Source organism: Mesorhizobium sp. P2_F8 (assembly GCF_056403655.1).
The window spans coordinates 1-17,024 of record NZ_JBFUFB010000027.1; the positions used below are offsets into that span (position 1 = coordinate 1).

The following is a 17,024-nucleotide window of genomic DNA, read 5'->3' on the forward strand; positions in this document are numbered from 1 at the left end:
GGCCAACTGGTCCAGACCGGCAGCGCGGCGGAACTGATCCTGAATCCTGCGGATTCCTATGTGAGGGCATTCACCGCGAGCGCGGAACGCAGTCGAATATTGACAGCGGAAAATTTCATGCAGCTTGGAGAGCCGGGCGCTTTCGACGTGCAACTCGAGGCTCAGGTTACACTCCGAAAAGTCGCGGAAACCTTCCAGAGCGGGGCCAGCGTGATCGCCTTCGGCAATTCCACGGGTAGAACGGTAGGGTTCATGAGACGCCAGGATCTGGGCGACGCCCTCACGTCCGCCATGACGGCGTAGCCGGCCGGGCGTCGAAATCGGGGTGTTAGTTCGACCATGCAAACGACGATCAACGAGACTGAAGTGCGCGCGCTCCTGCGCAGCATTAAGGCGCCGCAGCTGGACCTGAAGCCGGTCGCAGACCATGTGCTCGTGCACTACGGGCTGGCAGGCGAATGGCGTCAACTGGGCGGGGAAAGAGAGCAGAACTATCGTCTTGTCACTGCCGCCGGCGAGAGGTTTGTCGTCAAGATCGCATCTCTCGAAGAGGATGAGGAAAGTCTCATCTTTCAGGCGAAAGCGCTTGAACATATCGAACAGGTAGACCCGGCGCTCCAGGTCCCGCGAGTGCGCAGGACCGTTGCAGGCGACCTGCTTTCCAGCATTTCGGCTGGAGAGGGAAGAAAGCACGCTTTGCGGGTCCTCTCGTTCGTCGCCGGCGAGACTGTCATGGATCTGTTGAGCCAGCGGGGCTTCAATCTGTCCACCGACGACCTTCTGACCCTCGGTGCTGCGCAGGGCCGTCTGGCACGCGCCCTCCAGGGGTTCAATCATCGCGCCGCCCTTCGGCCGATGCCGTGGGACCTGGCAAACGGCCTGGTCCTTGGTGATTGGCTGCGGGACTATATCGCAGAAGAAATCCGCCAAGACGTCGATCGGGCATTGGAGCACTTCGCCGGATCCACTCTTTCGGCGCTCCCGCGCCTCCGATCCCAGGTCATCTACAATGATTTCCACGAGAGCAACGTTCTGGTCCGGGCCGAGCCTTTGCTCGAAGTCGTGGGCGTTATCGACTTTGGCGACATGGTCTACGGGACGGTCGCGCAGGACCTCGCCGTTGCTGTGGCGTCTTTCATCCATTGGAGCCCGGAGCCCGTGGCTGCTGCATCAGCAATTGTTCGCGGCTATCAGAGATATATGCCACTGGAGGCCGGCGATCTGGCGGTGCTCAAGACTCTTGTGCTTGCGCGGCTGATCCTGCAGGTCGGGCTCGTTCGCTACCAGGCTGCAGTCAACGGCCGGCACGACCAGCACCTTGACGAACTGCAAACCCTGTATTCGGCTGCCGTATCACGGCTCGCCAACATCGACGACGACGCGTTCGTCGCCTCGATGACACCCTCCGTGGTGCCCACGCCGAACTCATTGCCTGTGGTGGAACAGACTGCGACCAATGTCCGAGCCCTGATGTCCCGCAGGCGATCCGTTTTGGGCGAGGCCTACACGTTTTACAACGAGCCGCTGGAACTCGTGCGCGGTCGCGGCACAAAACTCTTCGACGCCTCCGGGACGGAGTACCTGGATTGCTACAACAACGTCGCCAATGTGGGGCATTGCCATCCGTATGTGGTGCAGGCGCTCGCCCAGCAGGCGGCCACGCTCAACACCAACTCCCGCTATCTTCACAGCGAAATCCTGCGGCTGGGAGAGCGGCTGACGGCCACCCTCCCCGAAGGCCTGGATACCTGGATCTTTGTTTGTACCGGCTCGGAAGCCAACGACCTGGCGGTTCGCATTGCCCGGTCGGTTACCGGCAACGAAGGCGTGATCATCACAGAGAACAGCTATCATGGCAACACATCGGTGGTCGCGCCGCTTTCGCTGCTGGAATACGACATCAAGGACAAGCCGAGCTGGGTCGAGGCGGTGCCGCCCCCGAATGTCTACCGGGGCATTCATCGAGGCGCCAAGGCCGATTTGGGGGAACGATACTCCGATCACGTGACCGAAGCAGCGGTCCGCCTTGGAGCAAGGGGACCAGGCGCTGCGGCGCTGCTGATTGACTCGATCTTCGACGGCAACGGCGCCCTCGTCCCGCCGCGCGACTACGTGCGCCTTGCCTTCGAGAAAGCAACCCGCGCTGGGGCGTTGTGCATCGCCGACGAAGTTCAAATGGGCTTCGGACGATCGGGCACGCACATGTGGGGCTTCGAGGCATTCGATGCTCGTCCCGACATGGTCACCATGGGAAAGCCGATGGGCAACGGGCACCCCATCGCCGCGCTCGTGACGCGTCGCGAAATCGCCCTGGAGTTTCAGCGTCGCACTGGCTATTTCAACACCTTCGGCGGCAACACGGTCTCGACGGTTGTCGCCAACGCCACCTTGGACGTGCTGCAGGGCGAGAACCTGCAAGGCAACGCCGAGCGTGTCGGCGCGCATCTCAAGGCATCTCTCGACGGCTTGATCGGCACGCACGAGCTTGTCGGCCACATCCATGGGCGCGGTCTTTTCTACGGCGTCGAGCTTGTTGTCGACCGGACCTCGCGCGCTCCCGCGAAACTCGCAGCCCGCTGGGTGCGTGAACGGATGAAGAGCCTTGGTGTCCTGGTTGCCTCGACAGGCCCCTTGGGAAACATCATCAAGATAAGGCCGCCATTGGCCTTCAGCACCGCCGACGCCGACCGGTGCTTCGAAGCCCTTCACACCGCGCTGACAGAGGTGCCGCCCGATCTTCGGATCGCAAATAGCGCCTGAGCCAACCGGAGATCAGCAGATGAAAATTTACAAATGCGATGCTCATCTGGAGCATCAATCGAAAGTCGAGCTCACCCCTGGGAGATTCATCCCGACGCTCGACGTGGCGGAGCGCACCAGCGTTGTTCTGGAAGTCTTACGGCAGGCTGGCTATACTGATGTCTTGGACTGCGCACCCGCATCGAAGGAAGATTTGCGCACTATTCATTCCGCAGACTACCTGGATTTCCTGGTCACGGCCTGGGATGAATGGTCGAGCTCATTCGGAACCGAACTCGACGGCGTCGGCTTCGTCTGGCCGCACCGCAACCGGCCGCCGCGATGCCCAAGCGCGATAGAAGGCAAGATCGCCTACTACATGTTCGACGGCGTGAGCACGATCACGCCGGCGATGTGGCATGCAACCTTGGGCGCAGCAGGAGCTTCACTTCAGGCTGCCAGGGACCTTCGCGTCGCTGGATCGACGGGCCTGGTGCTGGCTCGTCCTCCGGGGCATCATGCCTGTCGGGACATGGGTGGAGGAACGAGCTATACCAACCATACCGCGCTGGCCGCACAGAAACTGACTAATGATGGCGCTCGGGTCGCGATCCTGGACATTGACGCTCATCATGGCAACGGTGCCCAAGACATCTTCTGGACCAGGTCCGATGTCCTTACCATCTCTCTCCACGCCGATCCCGCGGTGGATTATCCCTATTTCTCCGGGTACGCCGACGAGATCGGAGCCGAGGCTGGCGAAGGCTTCAACTTGAACCTGCCACTCCAACCGGGCACCGGCTGGTCAGGCTATAGCGAAGGTTTGACGACCGCGCTCGAGAGGCTGCACGACTATTCTCCGGACTACATGGTGGTGGCGCTTGGCGTGGATACCTATGCCAACGATCCCGCAGGGCGTCTGGCCCTGGAGTTGGATGATTTCAACCGGATTGGCGAAGCCGTTGCATCCTTGGGCCGCCCCCACATGTTTGTGCTCGAAGGGGGATATTGCCTCGATGCGATTGGTCGCTGCGTCCTCAATGTTGTCGCGCCGGGAGGTTAGATGCGTCTGTGCCTCGCCGGATGTTTTGACCGACCCGGCCTAAGGGACGGGATTGATCTCAAGGAGCGAGTTGCCGCTTGCGTCGACAGCCACGACTAATTGGTTGCCCGCGCTTGACGACTGATCTTGTCAATATCTCGTCCTTTTGTTTGGCGAAACCATCGGAGGAATTAGCTATGGAAAATCAAAACAGGGAAGAAGGCTTTGAGGGCCGAATGATGCGCCTGGTTAAAAAATGCGATCAGGAACAGAGGCTCATCATGAACCACGTCTGCATTCGGGTTGAAGATATCGGTCGCACGGAAAGGTTGCTATCTGAGTCTTTTGGTATCGGCAAAGGAGGTTTTGCTCGCGTTGAAGGAAATTTATTCAAGGGAGAGGCTTTTGTCAGCGGTGCGTGGGTGAACGACGATTTCTATCTTGAACTAATGGAGCCGCTCGAAAAACAACGGCTAGGATACGATACCGGGTGCGGTGCACCAATTGGGCACTTGAGTGAAGTTGGCTTCCTCACCCCTAATATGGACGCAGAATTGGACCGACTATCAAAGCTGGGGTGGAAGGTGACTGACACGCTTTCATCTGAATTCTCTAGAGAGGTAAAGATGGACATGGAGCCGTCCATTGGATTTCCCATAGAGCTGATGGAAGTAAAAATCAGAGATAAATAACGCATATTAGCCGACTACATCACTGGGTTAATTCTTATATTTAACAATCGCGAACAAAGCACGAAATTAAGAGGGCATATAGTCAAATGGCGTACATTGAAATTTTGCCTAAATCCACTGAAACACAGCAACGCTTGGCCGACCACAGCGCCCCGATGATGGACATCCTTTACCAGGCCACAAAAAGGATTCTCAACGTTCCTGATCACGATATCATCATCGAGTTAAGTCATTGTACAGCAATAGCATTTAATTCCTTGGCAGTGCAGGCTTCCGCAGTTCCAGATGTCGTAATAAAGATTTCAACCAGCGACCATGATTTACAGCCAAAGTTTCAATCTCTATGTGATCTCATCGTGAGCAATTGGGGCGCACAATTCGGGAGTACACTCAAATTAGAAATTTGGATAAACTTGATTAATACGTGGGGCTGCAACATAGACTTCAATTAGAAGAGAGCAACGCTTCGTGCGTTGCGCTTGCGCGCCGATCGGGCTTTCATCCCGGACAGTGATCCGGGCGGCGGCAGCAACAATGATCCCCGATCAAATCGTGAAGGGCGTGGTCGTCAAAGACAGCCGGCGAGTTTGGCACGTTGCCGAATGAGCGCCTCGACGATATCGATCGTCGGGGTCGCATGGCCGGTGAGACGGCCTAGCTCCTGGACCGCCGACACCAGAGCATCGATCTCCATCGGCCGGCCAAGTTCGAGATCCTGCAGCATTGATGTCTTGTGCGTGCCGACCGCGGCCGCGCCGGCAATCCGTCGATCGACATCGACCCCGAAATTTGCCCCCAGCGCCTCGCCGATCGTCTGAGCTTCGACCATCATTGCCAGAATGACCGCCCGCGTGCCTGGATCGGCGCAGATTTCATCGAGCTTTGCTCCGGTCAGAGCGGAAACTGGGTTGAACGAGAGATTGCCCCACAGCTTCACCCAGATCTCATTGCGGATTTGCGTGCGGATTGGCGCCCTGAATCCAGCCGACGCGAGGAGAGCGCCCAGATTGGCGGTGCGCTCGGTCCTCTCGCCTGAAGGCTCGCCGATCGGTAGACGATCGCCTTCGATGTGTCGAATGACGCCGGGAGACTCGATTTCGGCGGCCGGATGCACGACACAGCCGATCACGCGCTGAGGTCCGATCGCCTCCCACAGCACCCCCTTCGGATCGACGGCCTCGATACGGCGGCCTTCGTGCACGGCGCCATGCTTATAAAAGTACCACCAGGGCACGCCATTCTGCGCCGTGACCACCGCCGTTTCAGGGCCCAGGAGCGGCTTCAGGTTTTCAATAGTGCCGGGAAGCGAATGAGCCTTGAGCGCCAGGAAGACATAATCCTGGGGGCCGAGATCGGCGGCCTGGTCTGTCGCGCGCACGGTGACGGTGGTCTCGCTATCCTCCGACTTAAGCGTCAAACCCGTTTCGCGAATAACGGCAAGGTGGGCACCTCTGGCAACGAGACTCACCTCGGCGTCGCCTCGTGCAGCAAGCCTGGCACCGACGAGACCGCCGATCGCTCCCGCGCCAAACACGCAGATCCGCATCAGCCAATCGCCTGTTGCATTGTCGACCAGTACACCCGCACCCGATCCACCACGCGCGACGAGGCTCCAACTGACGGCAGTAAAGGAGCCGATGGCGGATGGTGGGTCGGGGACCTAGTAGCCAAGGGCGCAGCCGTCCATGCGAGCATCCGAACCTCCGATAAGCACCCCTTCCGACCAGTCGATCTTGATCATTTGTCCGCCGCCAAGCGGCTCGGTTGCCTCGACGAGCCGATGGCCAAGCTTTCTGAGCCCCTCGACCGTATCGATCGGAACGCCACGCTCGACCTGAGTGTCGCGCAGCGAATAGAAGACGCGGGGCTGGTCGATTGCCTCCTGCGGATCGAGCCCGAAGTCCACGATACCGGTCAATACGTGCGTATGTCCGAAAGGTTGATAGTCGCCCCCCATGACCCCATAGCAAAGGAATGGCCGACCATCCTTCAAGGCGAGCCCGGGCATGATCGTGTGGAGGGGGCGCTTGCCCGGTCCTATCACATTGGGGTGAGCAGGATCGAGCGAAAAACCCATGCCGCGATTTTGAAGCGTGATGCCATAGGTCGGCGAGACCCGCGTTGAGCCAAAGCCCCAATAGACCGAATTGATGAAGCTGACGCAGTTGCGATCGCGATCGACGACCGTAAGGTAAACAGTATCCGATTTGCGCATGAGCGGCGGCGGCAGATGGTCTGCCACACGGTCGCGACGGATTTCATTGCGAAGGCGTGCGGCATAGTCCTTGGAGAGGATTTCATTCACCGGAAAAGCCGCATGGCGGGTGTCGCAGACGAATGCATCACGATCCCTGTAGGCCAGCCTGCCGGCTTCGATTTCAAGATGCAGGCGCTCAGCCCCCAAAGGTTCGAGCGCGGCGAGATCAAAACCCTCGAGGATGTTGAGCATGAGGAGCGCGGTGATGCCCTGGTTGTTGGGCGGGATCTGGCAGACCTCCATACCACGGTAGTTTGTACGCACGGGCTCGACATATTCGCCTGCGGCGATCTCGAAATCATCAAGAGTGTGATAGCCACCGAGGCTGCGAAGGTAGCTCACGATATCCTCAGCCACAGGTCCCTTGTAGAAACCATCTCTCCCTTTGGCGGCGATCAGGCTAAGCGCGTCAGCCAGACCGGGGTTGCGAAAGATCTCACCGGCCCGAGCGGCCCGGCCACGCGGAAGGAAAACGCGGGTTGCATTGGGGTCGCGCCGCAACCGCGCTTCATCCACAGCCCAATCTTGCGCCACTCGAGGGTGAACCGGAAATCCATTCCGCGCAAAAGCGATTGCGGGGGCAAGAAGCTCGCCGATCTCCTTGCGTCCATGATCCGCCACGAGCCGGGTCCACGCATCAATAGCGCCCGGGATGGTAACGGCATGCGGGCTTGAATCTTCAAGCTGAGATTCGCCAACGGCAAGTCCGCTGGCCGGAAGTCTGGACGGGGCTCGCCCGGAGCCGTTATAGGCAACAATCTGATCGGTGCCGTTCTTGGCCATGATGACAAAGCAGTCGCCGCCGATTCCGGTTTGCTGCGGTTCCACGACTGCAAGCACCGCGGCTGCGGCAACTGCTGCATCGATTGCCGCGCCTCCACTTTGCAGCACCTCAATGGCAACTCGCGCCGCATGCGGGTTGTGGGTGGCGGCCATGCCGTTCATGGCCATTGCCGGAGAGCGGCCAGGTAGTTGGAAGTCGCGCACAGTGTACTCCTATTGGCACGGACAGAATGAAAACGGCGAGCCTTGAGACGCGCCACCCATTTGCTTGTCAGTTACGATTGCAAAATGTCGCGACAGCTCCGGGGTTCGCGTCCGATCGCGCTCGCTTTCGCTTCCCTGAAGCGGGCGAGCACCGCTGCGGAATCAATCTTGGCGCGTGATGCGGTGTTGACCATCCTATGCGAGCCCAAGTTTTGCCGCGAGGCCAATGCGCTGCATCTTGCCCGTGGCGCCCTTCGGGATCTCCGGCACAAAGACTACAAGTCGTGGCACTTTGAAGTCGGCCAGCCGACCCGCCGCGAACTCCCGAATATCACGCTCGCCTACCTGGGCTCCCTCCCTCAGCACAATGGCCGCGGCAACGTCCTCACCAAGCTTGTCATGCGGTATGGCGAAGGTCACAGCCTGGTGAACCGCAGGGTGGGCCATCAAGACTTCATCGACCTCAAGTGGGACGATTTTCTCGCCACCGCGGTTGATGATCTCCTTCAKCCGGCCCGTAAGGCGAAGAAAACCGTCATCGTCCATCACACCCTGATCGCCGGTGCGAAACCAGCCGTGAGCAAATGCCTCGGCGTTCGCTTTCGGGTTGTTCTCGTAGCCACGCGTGACGTTTGCGCCGCGTGTGACGATTTCTCCTTCCTGTCCGGGAGCAAGCAATCGTCCGTCCGCGGCCATGATGGCAACCTCGGGTCCCGCAGCGACGCCGACACTTCCTGGCTTGCGCTGGCCTGGCGGCAACTGATTGGACGTCATCTGATGAGCGTTCTCAGTCATCGAGTAGGCTTCGATAACCGGGCACGCAAAAACGCGCTCCATTTCGGCGAAGACGGGTGATGGCAATGATGCCGAGCTCGAACGGATGAACCGCAACCGGTTGGCGGCAATAAGCTCCGCATTGCCACTGCTGCGCGCCAGAATCGCCTGGTGCATCGTCGGCACGGCCGTATACCAGGTCGATTTGGCCTCGTTCATCCAGCTGAAGAACTTCAGCGCATTGAAGCCGGGCGTGCAGAAGACACTGCCGCCAGCCGACAGGCTTGCCAGCACGGCCGCCACCAGACCGTGAATATGAAAGAGTGGCATGATGTTGAGGCAACGGTCCGACGGCCCGAGCTTGAGCGTCCCTACGATATTTGCCGCTGAAGTCAGCAGGTTCGTATGACTAAGCGGCACTATCTTGGGTTTGGAGGTCGTACCCGAAGTATGGAGGACCAGGGCGATATCCTCAGATTCCGCCGGTCCAGGCGTGGTGGCCACCGACGGTGTGCCCGACATATCGAAGAGACCAGCCGGACCCTCTTCTCGTGCGTGCAGGTGAATTATCGGTATCCCGACACGAGCGGCTGCAGCGAGCGCTGGGCTCTTGCTACCGGCCGCAACGAGAAGCGCCTTCGCCTTGAGATCATCCAGGTAAAAGAAAAACTCGTCCTCGCGGTAGGCTGGATTGAGTGGAGCTGTCGTACAGGCGGTTGCGCAGGCTAGGAAGGCGGCGACCATCTCGGGGCCGTTGTCAAGGACGATGGCTAGTTTGTCGCCCCTCCCAATGCCAAGATTGTTGAGAGATATGACCGTTCGATCGACAAGAGCCAGCAGTTCTCCCGAGGTGACGTCCGAGCGCGCGGGAGCCCCAATTGCTCGAGCACTCGAGGGCGCTGAACTTAGGATATCGCGGATCGTGTTCATGCGTACCGCCCTCAATCTCGCTTGCCAATGACTCGAGATAGAAATGCCGCGGTCCGTTCATGGGCAGGCGCGGTGAAGAATTGCTCCGGAGGCGCATCCTCTATTATCTGGCCGCCGTGCATCATGATGACGCGGTTTGCCACTTCGCGCGCGAAGCCCATCTCGTGGCTCACCACGATCATGGTCATGCCCTCGCGGGCGAGTTCCTTCATGACGTCCAGGACTTCGCCAATCATCTCAGGGTCGAGCGCACTGGTCGGCTCGTCGAACAGCATAAGGGCAGGACGCATGGCCAGCGCACGGGCAATGGCCACACGCTGTTGCTGACCACCAGACAGTTGCGCGGGGTAAGTGTTCTCTTTTTCGGCCAAGCCAACGCGGGCGAGCAATGCGCGGCCCGTTCGGAGCGCTTCCTCACGCGGAATCTTGCGCACGTGAATCGGCGCTTCGATAATGTTTTCGAGGGCCGTCAGGTGGGGAAAAAGATTGAACAGCTGAAAGACCATTCCAATCTCGCAGCGTTGACGAGCGATGTTGCGCTCGCTGTCTTCAACAAGCTGACCATTGCGTTCGCGATAGCCGATCAGATGGCCGTTGACCTCGATCCGACCCTTCTGAATTTTCTCAAGGTGATTAATGCAGCGTATGAACGTGGTCTTGCCCGACCCCGACGCACCAACGATGACGACCACCTCTCCCTTGCGGACGGTAAGATCGATTCCCTTGAGAACCTGAAGGTCTCCGAAGCGTTTTTCCACTCCGCGCGCGGTGACAATCGCAGGCTCCGCCACCGGATCATCGCTCATCGCGGTTCTCCAATTTGTCCAAAACCGAACAGGCGCCGGTATCCCTTTGATGCAAGTTTGCGGGAAGCTGCCGCGGCAGGATCGCCAAACCGTGACTCGAGCCGCTGCTGGACAAAGCCCCAGAGCGTGGTGAGGGTCAGATAGTAGCAGGCGACCACCATATACAGCTCAAAAACACGAAAGGTTACGGAGGTAACCATCTGCGTTGCGAGCAGAAGTTCGGGGACGCCAATCACGCTCAGCAGTGTCGTGTTTTTCAGCATGCTGTTGAATTCATTGCCCAGCGGCGGGACAACTACGCGCGCTGCTTGCGGCAGAATGATGCGGCGCATGTAGAGGCCATATGTCATTCCCAGGGACTTTGACGCTTCCGTCTGGCCTAGGTTGACGGAATTGATCCCGGCTCGAATGATCTCCGCCATGTAGGCTGCTTCATTCAGCGTCAATGCAAGAAGTCCTGCCTGCAGATTGCCGGGAAGCGTCGCGAAGCCGAGATTGATGTCCTCGAAGCGAAAAATGTTCGCGGCCGCCAAGCCGGTGTAAATAAAAACGATCTGCACCAGCAATGGCGTGCCGCGAAAACCCCACACGAAGATTCGCGCGGGCACTTGCAGAAGGCGATGCTTCGAAATCCGGGCCAAGGCTATGAACAGCCCCAGAACGGTTCCGAAGCCCTGAGCGACCACGCTAATGCTTAAGGTCAGCCAGAGACCGTGCAAATAGACCGAACTTGGCCAGAACAGGTACTCCCAGAAAACGCCCCATTCGAAGTTCATGAAGGCCGCCTATTCGATTGCGTCCCCTTCGAGCCCCCACTTCGCGAGTAACTTCTTGTAGGTACCGTCGACCCTCATCGAATCGAAGGCCTTCTGAACGGCATCATGCATCTCGACCTCACCTTTGCGGGTGGCGATTCCGGTCTTGATCTTAGCGAACGGCTCGCCGCCAATGTCGAAAATATGGCCCGCTTTCTGGAGGAAGAAAGCAGCTGTTTCGAGAGTGGTTCCGTATGCATCCACCTGGCCAATTTGCAGCGCCTGGCGAGCATCGGAATCCTTTGGGAAGACCGTGACCGTTACCTCAGGTTTTCCAGCTTCCTTGAATTTCTTGTTCTGCTCGTCCAGCAGGCTCTGGATCGTCGTGCCATTGTCCACTGCGGCCTTGAGACCCGAAAGATCATCAAGTCCCTTGACATTCTTCGGGTTGCCCTTCGCCACTAAGAGCGACTGGCTCGAATACATGTAGTTGACAAAGTCGACGACCTCGCGGCGCGCCGGCTTGTCGAAAAGCTGCGACAGAATGGCATCGCACTGTTTCGCCAGGAGAGCCGGAACGATCGCGCTGAATGCAGTCTCCTTCCACTCGACCTTTACCCCCATCCGCTTCCCGATCTCTGTGCCGATATCGACATCCATACCGCCCAGAACCTGGTTTTCGTCGTAGAAACCGAGCGGCGGGTTCCCGAATTCGGCGCAATACGTGATCTTGCCCGCCTTGGCGATATCCGCTGGCGGCGCCACCTCAGCCGCATGAGCAACACCAACCGCGAAGACGAGCGCGATGGCACAACCGGCACTCTTGGAGAAACGAGACATCTGGCAACCTTCCCCTTGTTTATCGGCCCAACGATTTGGACCATTGCTTATTGGTCTATTTGTTGATAGTGTTCTTGTTATGAGTTTCATTATCTATTTCCCAACGCTTGCGCCCTGTCAACACACAGTGGGCGCTCGCCAATCAAAATAAGCCAATGCGAAATGGTCTAGTATGAAGAGGTCCGACTACGCTCACCAGAAGCTTGACGAAATGCTGCGTGAGAACCGTTTCCAGCCGCAGAGCCGGCTTCCGCCGGAACGCGATCTGGCGCGGCAGCTTGACGTCAGTCGAATGGGGTTGCGGGTGGCGCTTGATCGGCTCGAGGCGGAAGGACGGATCTGGCGCCATGTCGGTCAGGGTACCTTTGCTGGTTCGCGTCCCGAGAAAGCACCGACACAACTGTCGTTCGTTACCGCAAACACGAGCCCGGCCGAGGCGCTAGAGGCACGCCTAGCGATCGAACCTCAGATCGCCCGAATGGCAGCGCTGCGTGCGAGCGAACTTCAAATTTCCGATATGTTCGGACTAGTTCAGAAAGGAAGAGCCTCGGGAGATCCTGCAGCGTGGGAGTCTTGGGATGGGCAATTCCACCGGGCACTGTGTCTGGTCACGGGCAATCGACTCCTGCTTTCAATTTTCGATAGCTTTAATGCGATAAGACGGCAAAGGACGTGGAGCCAGCTGCGTCAGGCTGTACTCACGCCGGAGCGACGGGAGCACTATGCGCAGCAGCACAAGACCATTCTGGATGCCATCAGCGGTCGCGACGCCCTGCAAGCGGAAACCGCTATGCGCACGCACATAGAAGACGTAGCCCGCAGTCTGCTCGATCCCCGCAAGTAAGCGAGTATTCGGCTTCACAATTGCAGTCAGACGTATTCCAAATTCGCGCCTGAACACGTGCAGCCTGCGAAAATGGATCATATTGCTAGCCTGTCCGAGCTATCTTCGTTGGATCAGTGTTCGCGCTGCTAGCCCTGCTGGCCCTCCATAACCCCTCTGCCGAAGCGGTGGCGCATGTTGGGGTGCTACCGCAGTAGGAGTTATCCCACAGCCTTCCCTCACGGCTTGCGCCTTGGCGCAGCCTATGCATGCGCCGGTCGAGCTGGCGTGGGAGGCGGTCGGGCGGAGGGTTGGGCCGCAGCTTCGGTAACCTCGGCTTGCTCGTCTTTCTTAGTCGCCTCCACGCGCTATCCGGCGCACGCGCCAGAAGTCGATGCCTTCATAGCTATCCAAAACCCGAATCCCACTTTATCCATAAGCAACCGCAATTCGGGCTGAGGCGCGACCTAGAAAGTTCGAAAAGCTTCCAGGAGCACCGGTCGAATCCGAATTGTAGGACCATTCAACGACCCCCTCCGGGCCGGGAGCTGATAGGGAGCGTCCGGGCTGTGCAACGAGAATGCGGACATACGACCACCTACTGCCCGAGGCCGAAATTGCCCCGAAGCGACCCTTGTCGGGGCTATGATGTTGGAAACGAAGACTGCCGCCTAGTTCCTGCGGCTCGGATCGCTATCGACGCCGTAACCGGCCGGCCCGCTATGTAGCCTTCGGGCAGAGCGAGTTCGGCGCATCGCTCGATATGCCGATTTGGTCTCTCAGGGTGAGCGCCAGGACCATCCTCCCTTCCCAACCTCTGCAATCTATGATCCGCTCCCGCCACAGGAGGATTGCATGGCATTATCTGTTATCGGGGCAGGGTTCGGCCGCACCGGCACGCACACTCTGAACCTGGCGCTTGAAATGCTCGGGTTCGGGCCGTGCCATCACATGGAGGACGTCAACTCTAACCCCGAGCACCGCGACCTGATCCGCGCCGCGGGGCGCGGCGAGCCGGTGGCTTGGGACGTCGTCTATGCCGGCTACAAGTCGGCAGTCGACTGGCCGACGGCCTATTTCTGGCGCGAACTCGCAGAGTATTTCCCCGACGCCAAGCTGATCCTCACCGTTCGCAACCCCGAGGACTGGTACAGGAGCGCACGCGCCACGATCTTCAACACCATGGGCCAGACCTCCGACCCGCAAAGTTTTGGCCGGGCCGTCATAGAGACGAAAATTTTCAGCGGTCGTCTCGACGACGAAACCCAWGCTATCGAAGTGCTCGAAGCCCACAACGCCGAAGTGATCTCGGCTTTCCCGCCGTCGCGCCTGCTGGTCTATCAGGTGGCCGAMGGCTGGCCGAACCTRTGCGCCTTTCTCGGCGTGCCGATCCYGGCCGAACCCTTCCCCCACAGCAACACCACTACCGAATTYCGAAGCCGCTTCGCCAAATAAGCCCCGCACCGAGTTCGASSCCGYAGCCCGGGTAACGCGCGTAGCAGCCTGTCCACGSCSGCTCSGATGCTTGTAACCAATAGAAGCGRGTGCACCAGCAAGGGGARGGTGGCCGCTGTTGGGCGCRAAGGTKCCATTGCGGCTAGCCGCTCGGATGTCCGCTTCTGGACGGCGGCCATGATAAGTTCAAYGGCCAACTTGAGGCGCATTGCCGAACGGCAGCCTTGGGCCAACTTGACGATCCGTAGACAGGCACACAAAACGGACGATGTTCAGTTTATGTGACGCGGCTTAGGCGATCGACATACCCCGCCCGAACCTGTTGCTCGCGACAGGCTCACCCAGCGCATCGAGCCGCGATCACGCCGAGGCCAGGGGGTCGTTGCGAGGACAGGATTTGACTCTGCTGATCTCGCTTGCGAAGTCCCGTCAGCAGACGAACTCGGTTGCAGCGCTGTATTGGCGGTAGCTCTCTACCGACTCGAACCCAGTTGCACCATAGCGGATCCAGACAGCCCCACCTCCTTCAGAAGCGCGCGCATCTCAACGGGAGTCGCAAGACAGAAAGTTCGAAAACCTTCCAGGAACCCCAGGCAAATTGGACGCCGTATCGGACAACAAAGGGCACGGGTCGGCAAAAGAGCGTCCAAATAGGGCTGTCGGCGGCTTCATCGTGGGAACGAAAAAAGAAGAGAAGCGGAACTTTCGTGTGCGTTTTTTGCACACAGAGACTCGTAAATGGCTTTATTTATATATCTTCCCCATCCATCATGGGTGCTATCGGCGTATCCGCTGCCGTGGAGCGCGATTGGATAACGCCAAGCTGGGCTGTCACGCGTGTGCCAATTCCAGTCTGCCATTTTATGCGACTTTCGAGGCACAAACCATGAACGCTGCGGTCGAGTGATTATTGATTTCCAATCGCCACTTATGTTCCGAAATGGCCGCATTGGGGCCGATTCCGGACCGACCGCTTTCGGGTCTCAAGGGGGGAGTAGCTGCCGTTAAACGCGGACGGGCCTGGTTGCTGCCTAGCCAAGCGATACAGTTCAGAGTACTCCCGTGTCAGCTGTGATTTGACCGCCCGGTTGTTGATCATGGTGAGCGATCTGCGCCCAATCCCATCTGCAGCCTGCCTGGGATAGCAGGCCGATTGCAGGCTCCCCTTCTTGGCGATCTACAGCTACAAGTATCGAATCCTCGAAAGGGCCCTGTATGCCTTTGTGACGGTGGAGTGGCATTCTCACTATGAACACAACAGAAAGCGGCCTCGAGAAGTCACTAGTTACAAAGCTGCAGGACCTAAAATATGAGTATCGTCCGGACATCCGCGACCGCGCCTCGTTGGAGCAGAACTTCCGGAAGAAGTTCGAAGGGCTGAATCGCGTTCGCCTTACAGACGCGGAGTTCTCTCGGCTTCTCGATGAGATCGTCACTCCTGATGTCTTCACAGCCRCTCGCATCCTGCGCGAACGCAACAGCTTCACTCGCGATGACGGGACGCCGCTCAACTACACCCTCGTCAATATTAAAGACTGGTGCAAGAACACCTTCGAAGTCGTCAATCAGCTACGTATCAATACAGATAACAGCCATCATCGCTATGACGTCATAATCCTGATCAATGGCGTCCCCGCCGTTCAAATCGAGCTGAAAACCTTCGGTATCGGCCCCCGCCGAGCTATGGAGCAGATTGTCGAATACAAGAACGACCCGGGCAACGGCTATGCCAAGACGCTCCTCTGCTTCCTTCAGATTTTCATTGTCAGCAACCGAGACCGCACTTTTTATTTTGCAAATAACAACTCCCGACATTTCGCCTTCAATGCCGAGGAGCGCTTTCTGCCCGTCTATGAATTCGCAGACGTAGACAACAAGAAAATCGTCCATCTCGATAGCTTTGCCGAAAGCTTCCTTGCCAAGTGTACCCTTGGTCAGACCATAAGTCGCTACATGGTTTTGGTCGCAAGCGAGCAAAAGCTTCTGATGATGCGGCCATATCAGGTCTACGCAGTGAAGGCGATTGTGGACTCTATCGCTCAAGACTGCGGGAATGGCTATGTTTGGCACACCACCGGCAGCGGCAAGACGCTAACCTCCTTCAAGGCTTCAACCCTGTTGAAGGACAACCCTGACATCGAGAAATGCCTGTTCGTGGTAGACCGCAAAGATTTGGACCGGCAGACGCGCGAGGAGTTCAATAAGTTCCAAGAAGGCTGCGTTGAGGAAAACACCAACACCGCATCCCTCGTGCGCCGACTCCTCTCAGACGACTATGCCGACAAGGTCATCGTCTGCACCATCCAGAAACTCGGCCTCGCGCTTGATGAGAACAGCAATCGCAACGAGCAGCAGAAGAAGGGCGGCAAAAAGAGCTTCAAGGAGCAGCTCGAGCCGCTTCGCGACAAGCGTATCGCCCTGATCTTCGACGAGTGCCATCGGTCGCAGTTCGGCGAAAACCACAAGGCCATCAAGGAGTTCTTCCCTCGAGCCCAGCTCTTTGGCTTCACTGGGACGCCCATCTTCGACCAGAATTCCGCCCAGCAGAAGATCGAAGATAGCCAGGCGAGCATGAAGACGACGGAAGACCTTTTCCAGCAGCGTCTTCACACCTACACGATCACGCACGCCATCGAAGATGGGAACGTCCTCCGGTTCCATGTCGATTATTTCAAGCCGCAGGGCAAGACCGTGCCCAAGCCCGGCGAACCGCTGGCGAAGCGAGCGGTCATTGATGCAGCCCTGAACAAGCACGACGCGGCCACCGGTCAACGTCGGTTCAACGCCTTGCTCGCTACGGCGTCAATCAATGACGCCATCGAGTATCACGCGCTGTTCAAGACCATGCAGGCAGAGAGGAAGGCCGCTGATCCCGACTTCCAGGGGTCGGAACAAGAGCAGTGCGAAATCGTACGCTAAGGTCG

The 17,024-nt window shown here is 58.4% G+C and carries 14 protein-coding genes and 1 pseudogene; 9 read left to right on the top strand and 6 right to left on the bottom strand.

Features of this window, described 5'->3' with window-relative positions; all coding sequences use genetic code 11:
- The 5 genes and pseudogenes from AC1DZP_RS33265 to AC1DZP_RS33285 form a co-directional block, all read left to right on the top strand.
- Positions 1-303, top strand: a pseudogene (locus AC1DZP_RS33265) (hypothetical protein); the annotation flags it as partial.
- Positions 304-339: 36 nt separating this feature from the next.
- On the top strand, positions 340-2,760 hold the full coding sequence (locus tag AC1DZP_RS33270; RefSeq protein WP_477308310.1) for an aminotransferase class III-fold pyridoxal phosphate-dependent enzyme: 2,421 nt from the start codon (positions 340-342) through the stop codon (positions 2,758-2,760).
- Between the two features lie 19 nt (positions 2,761-2,779).
- On the top strand, positions 2,780-3,802 hold the full coding sequence (locus AC1DZP_RS33275; protein ID WP_477308312.1) for a histone deacetylase family protein: 1,023 nt from the start codon (positions 2,780-2,782) through the stop codon (positions 3,800-3,802).
- A 176-nt stretch (positions 3,803-3,978) separates the two neighbouring features.
- Positions 3,979-4,473 carry a VOC family protein gene (locus AC1DZP_RS33280; protein WP_477308314.1) on the top strand — a complete coding sequence of 165 codons (495 nt, stop codon included), beginning with the start codon at positions 3,979-3,981 and terminating at the stop codon, positions 4,471-4,473.
- Positions 4,474-4,559: 86 nt separating this feature from the next.
- Positions 4,560-4,925 carry a hypothetical protein gene (locus AC1DZP_RS33285; protein ID WP_477308316.1) on the top strand — a complete coding sequence of 122 codons (366 nt, stop codon included), beginning with the start codon at positions 4,560-4,562 and terminating at the stop codon, positions 4,923-4,925.
- Between the two features lie 116 nt (positions 4,926-5,041).
- Here the strand turns inward: AC1DZP_RS33285 and AC1DZP_RS33290 are convergent, their stop codons facing one another.
- From AC1DZP_RS33290 to AC1DZP_RS33315, 6 genes are all read right to left on the bottom strand, one after another.
- The gene (locus AC1DZP_RS33290; RefSeq protein ID WP_477308318.1) at positions 5,042-6,019 is read right to left on the bottom strand and encodes a 2-dehydropantoate 2-reductase; all 978 of its coding nucleotides are present in this window, start codon (positions 6,017-6,019) and stop codon (positions 5,042-5,044) included.
- Positions 6,020-6,133: 114 nt separating this feature from the next.
- A complete protein-coding gene (ggt, locus tag AC1DZP_RS33295; protein WP_477308320.1) occupies positions 6,134-7,717 on the bottom strand; it encodes a gamma-glutamyltransferase in 1,584 nt (527 codons plus the stop codon).
- Positions 7,718-7,912: 195 nt separating this feature from the next.
- The gene (locus AC1DZP_RS33300) at positions 7,913-9,421 is read right to left on the bottom strand and encodes an acyl--CoA ligase (RefSeq protein WP_477308322.1); all 1,509 of its coding nucleotides are present in this window, start codon (positions 9,419-9,421) and stop codon (positions 7,913-7,915) included.
- A gap of 11 nt (positions 9,422-9,432) precedes the next feature.
- A complete protein-coding gene (locus AC1DZP_RS33305; protein WP_477308324.1) occupies positions 9,433-10,227 on the bottom strand; it encodes an amino acid ABC transporter ATP-binding protein in 795 nt (264 codons plus the stop codon).
- Entirely contained in the window at positions 10,224-11,003 is a 780-nt protein-coding gene (locus AC1DZP_RS33310) for an amino acid ABC transporter permease (protein WP_126070471.1), read from the bottom strand. Before AC1DZP_RS33310 ends, AC1DZP_RS33305 begins: the two co-directional genes overlap by 4 nt.
- A 9-nt stretch (positions 11,004-11,012) precedes the next feature.
- Positions 11,013-11,822 (bottom strand): ABC transporter substrate-binding protein, encoded by an 810-nt coding sequence (locus AC1DZP_RS33315; protein ID WP_477308326.1) that lies wholly within the window; start codon positions 11,820-11,822, stop codon positions 11,013-11,015.
- A gap of 172 nt (positions 11,823-11,994) precedes the next feature.
- Here AC1DZP_RS33315 and AC1DZP_RS33320 point away from each other — a divergent pair, with 172 nt between their 5' ends.
- The 4 genes from AC1DZP_RS33320 to AC1DZP_RS33335 all read left to right on the top strand — a co-directional run bounded on the left by AC1DZP_RS33320 (position 11,995) and on the right by AC1DZP_RS33335 (position 17,019).
- Positions 11,995-12,666 carry a FadR/GntR family transcriptional regulator gene (locus AC1DZP_RS33320; protein ID WP_126070473.1) on the top strand — a complete coding sequence of 224 codons (672 nt, stop codon included), beginning with the start codon at positions 11,995-11,997 and terminating at the stop codon, positions 12,664-12,666.
- A gap of 834 nt (positions 12,667-13,500) precedes the next feature.
- The gene (locus AC1DZP_RS33325) at positions 13,501-14,100 is read left to right on the top strand and encodes a sulfotransferase family protein (protein ID WP_477308328.1); all 600 of its coding nucleotides are present in this window, start codon (positions 13,501-13,503) and stop codon (positions 14,098-14,100) included.
- 598 nt (positions 14,101-14,698) lie between these two features.
- Complete coding sequence (locus AC1DZP_RS33330) at positions 14,699-15,007, top strand: hypothetical protein (RefSeq protein ID WP_477308330.1); 309 nt, start codon at positions 14,699-14,701, stop codon at positions 15,005-15,007.
- A gap of 341 nt (positions 15,008-15,348) precedes the next feature.
- Positions 15,349-17,019, top strand: a complete 1,671-nt coding sequence (locus AC1DZP_RS33335) for a type I restriction endonuclease subunit R (protein WP_477308332.1) — start codon at positions 15,349-15,351, stop codon at positions 17,017-17,019.
- Positions 17,020-17,024: the final 5 nt, after the last annotated feature.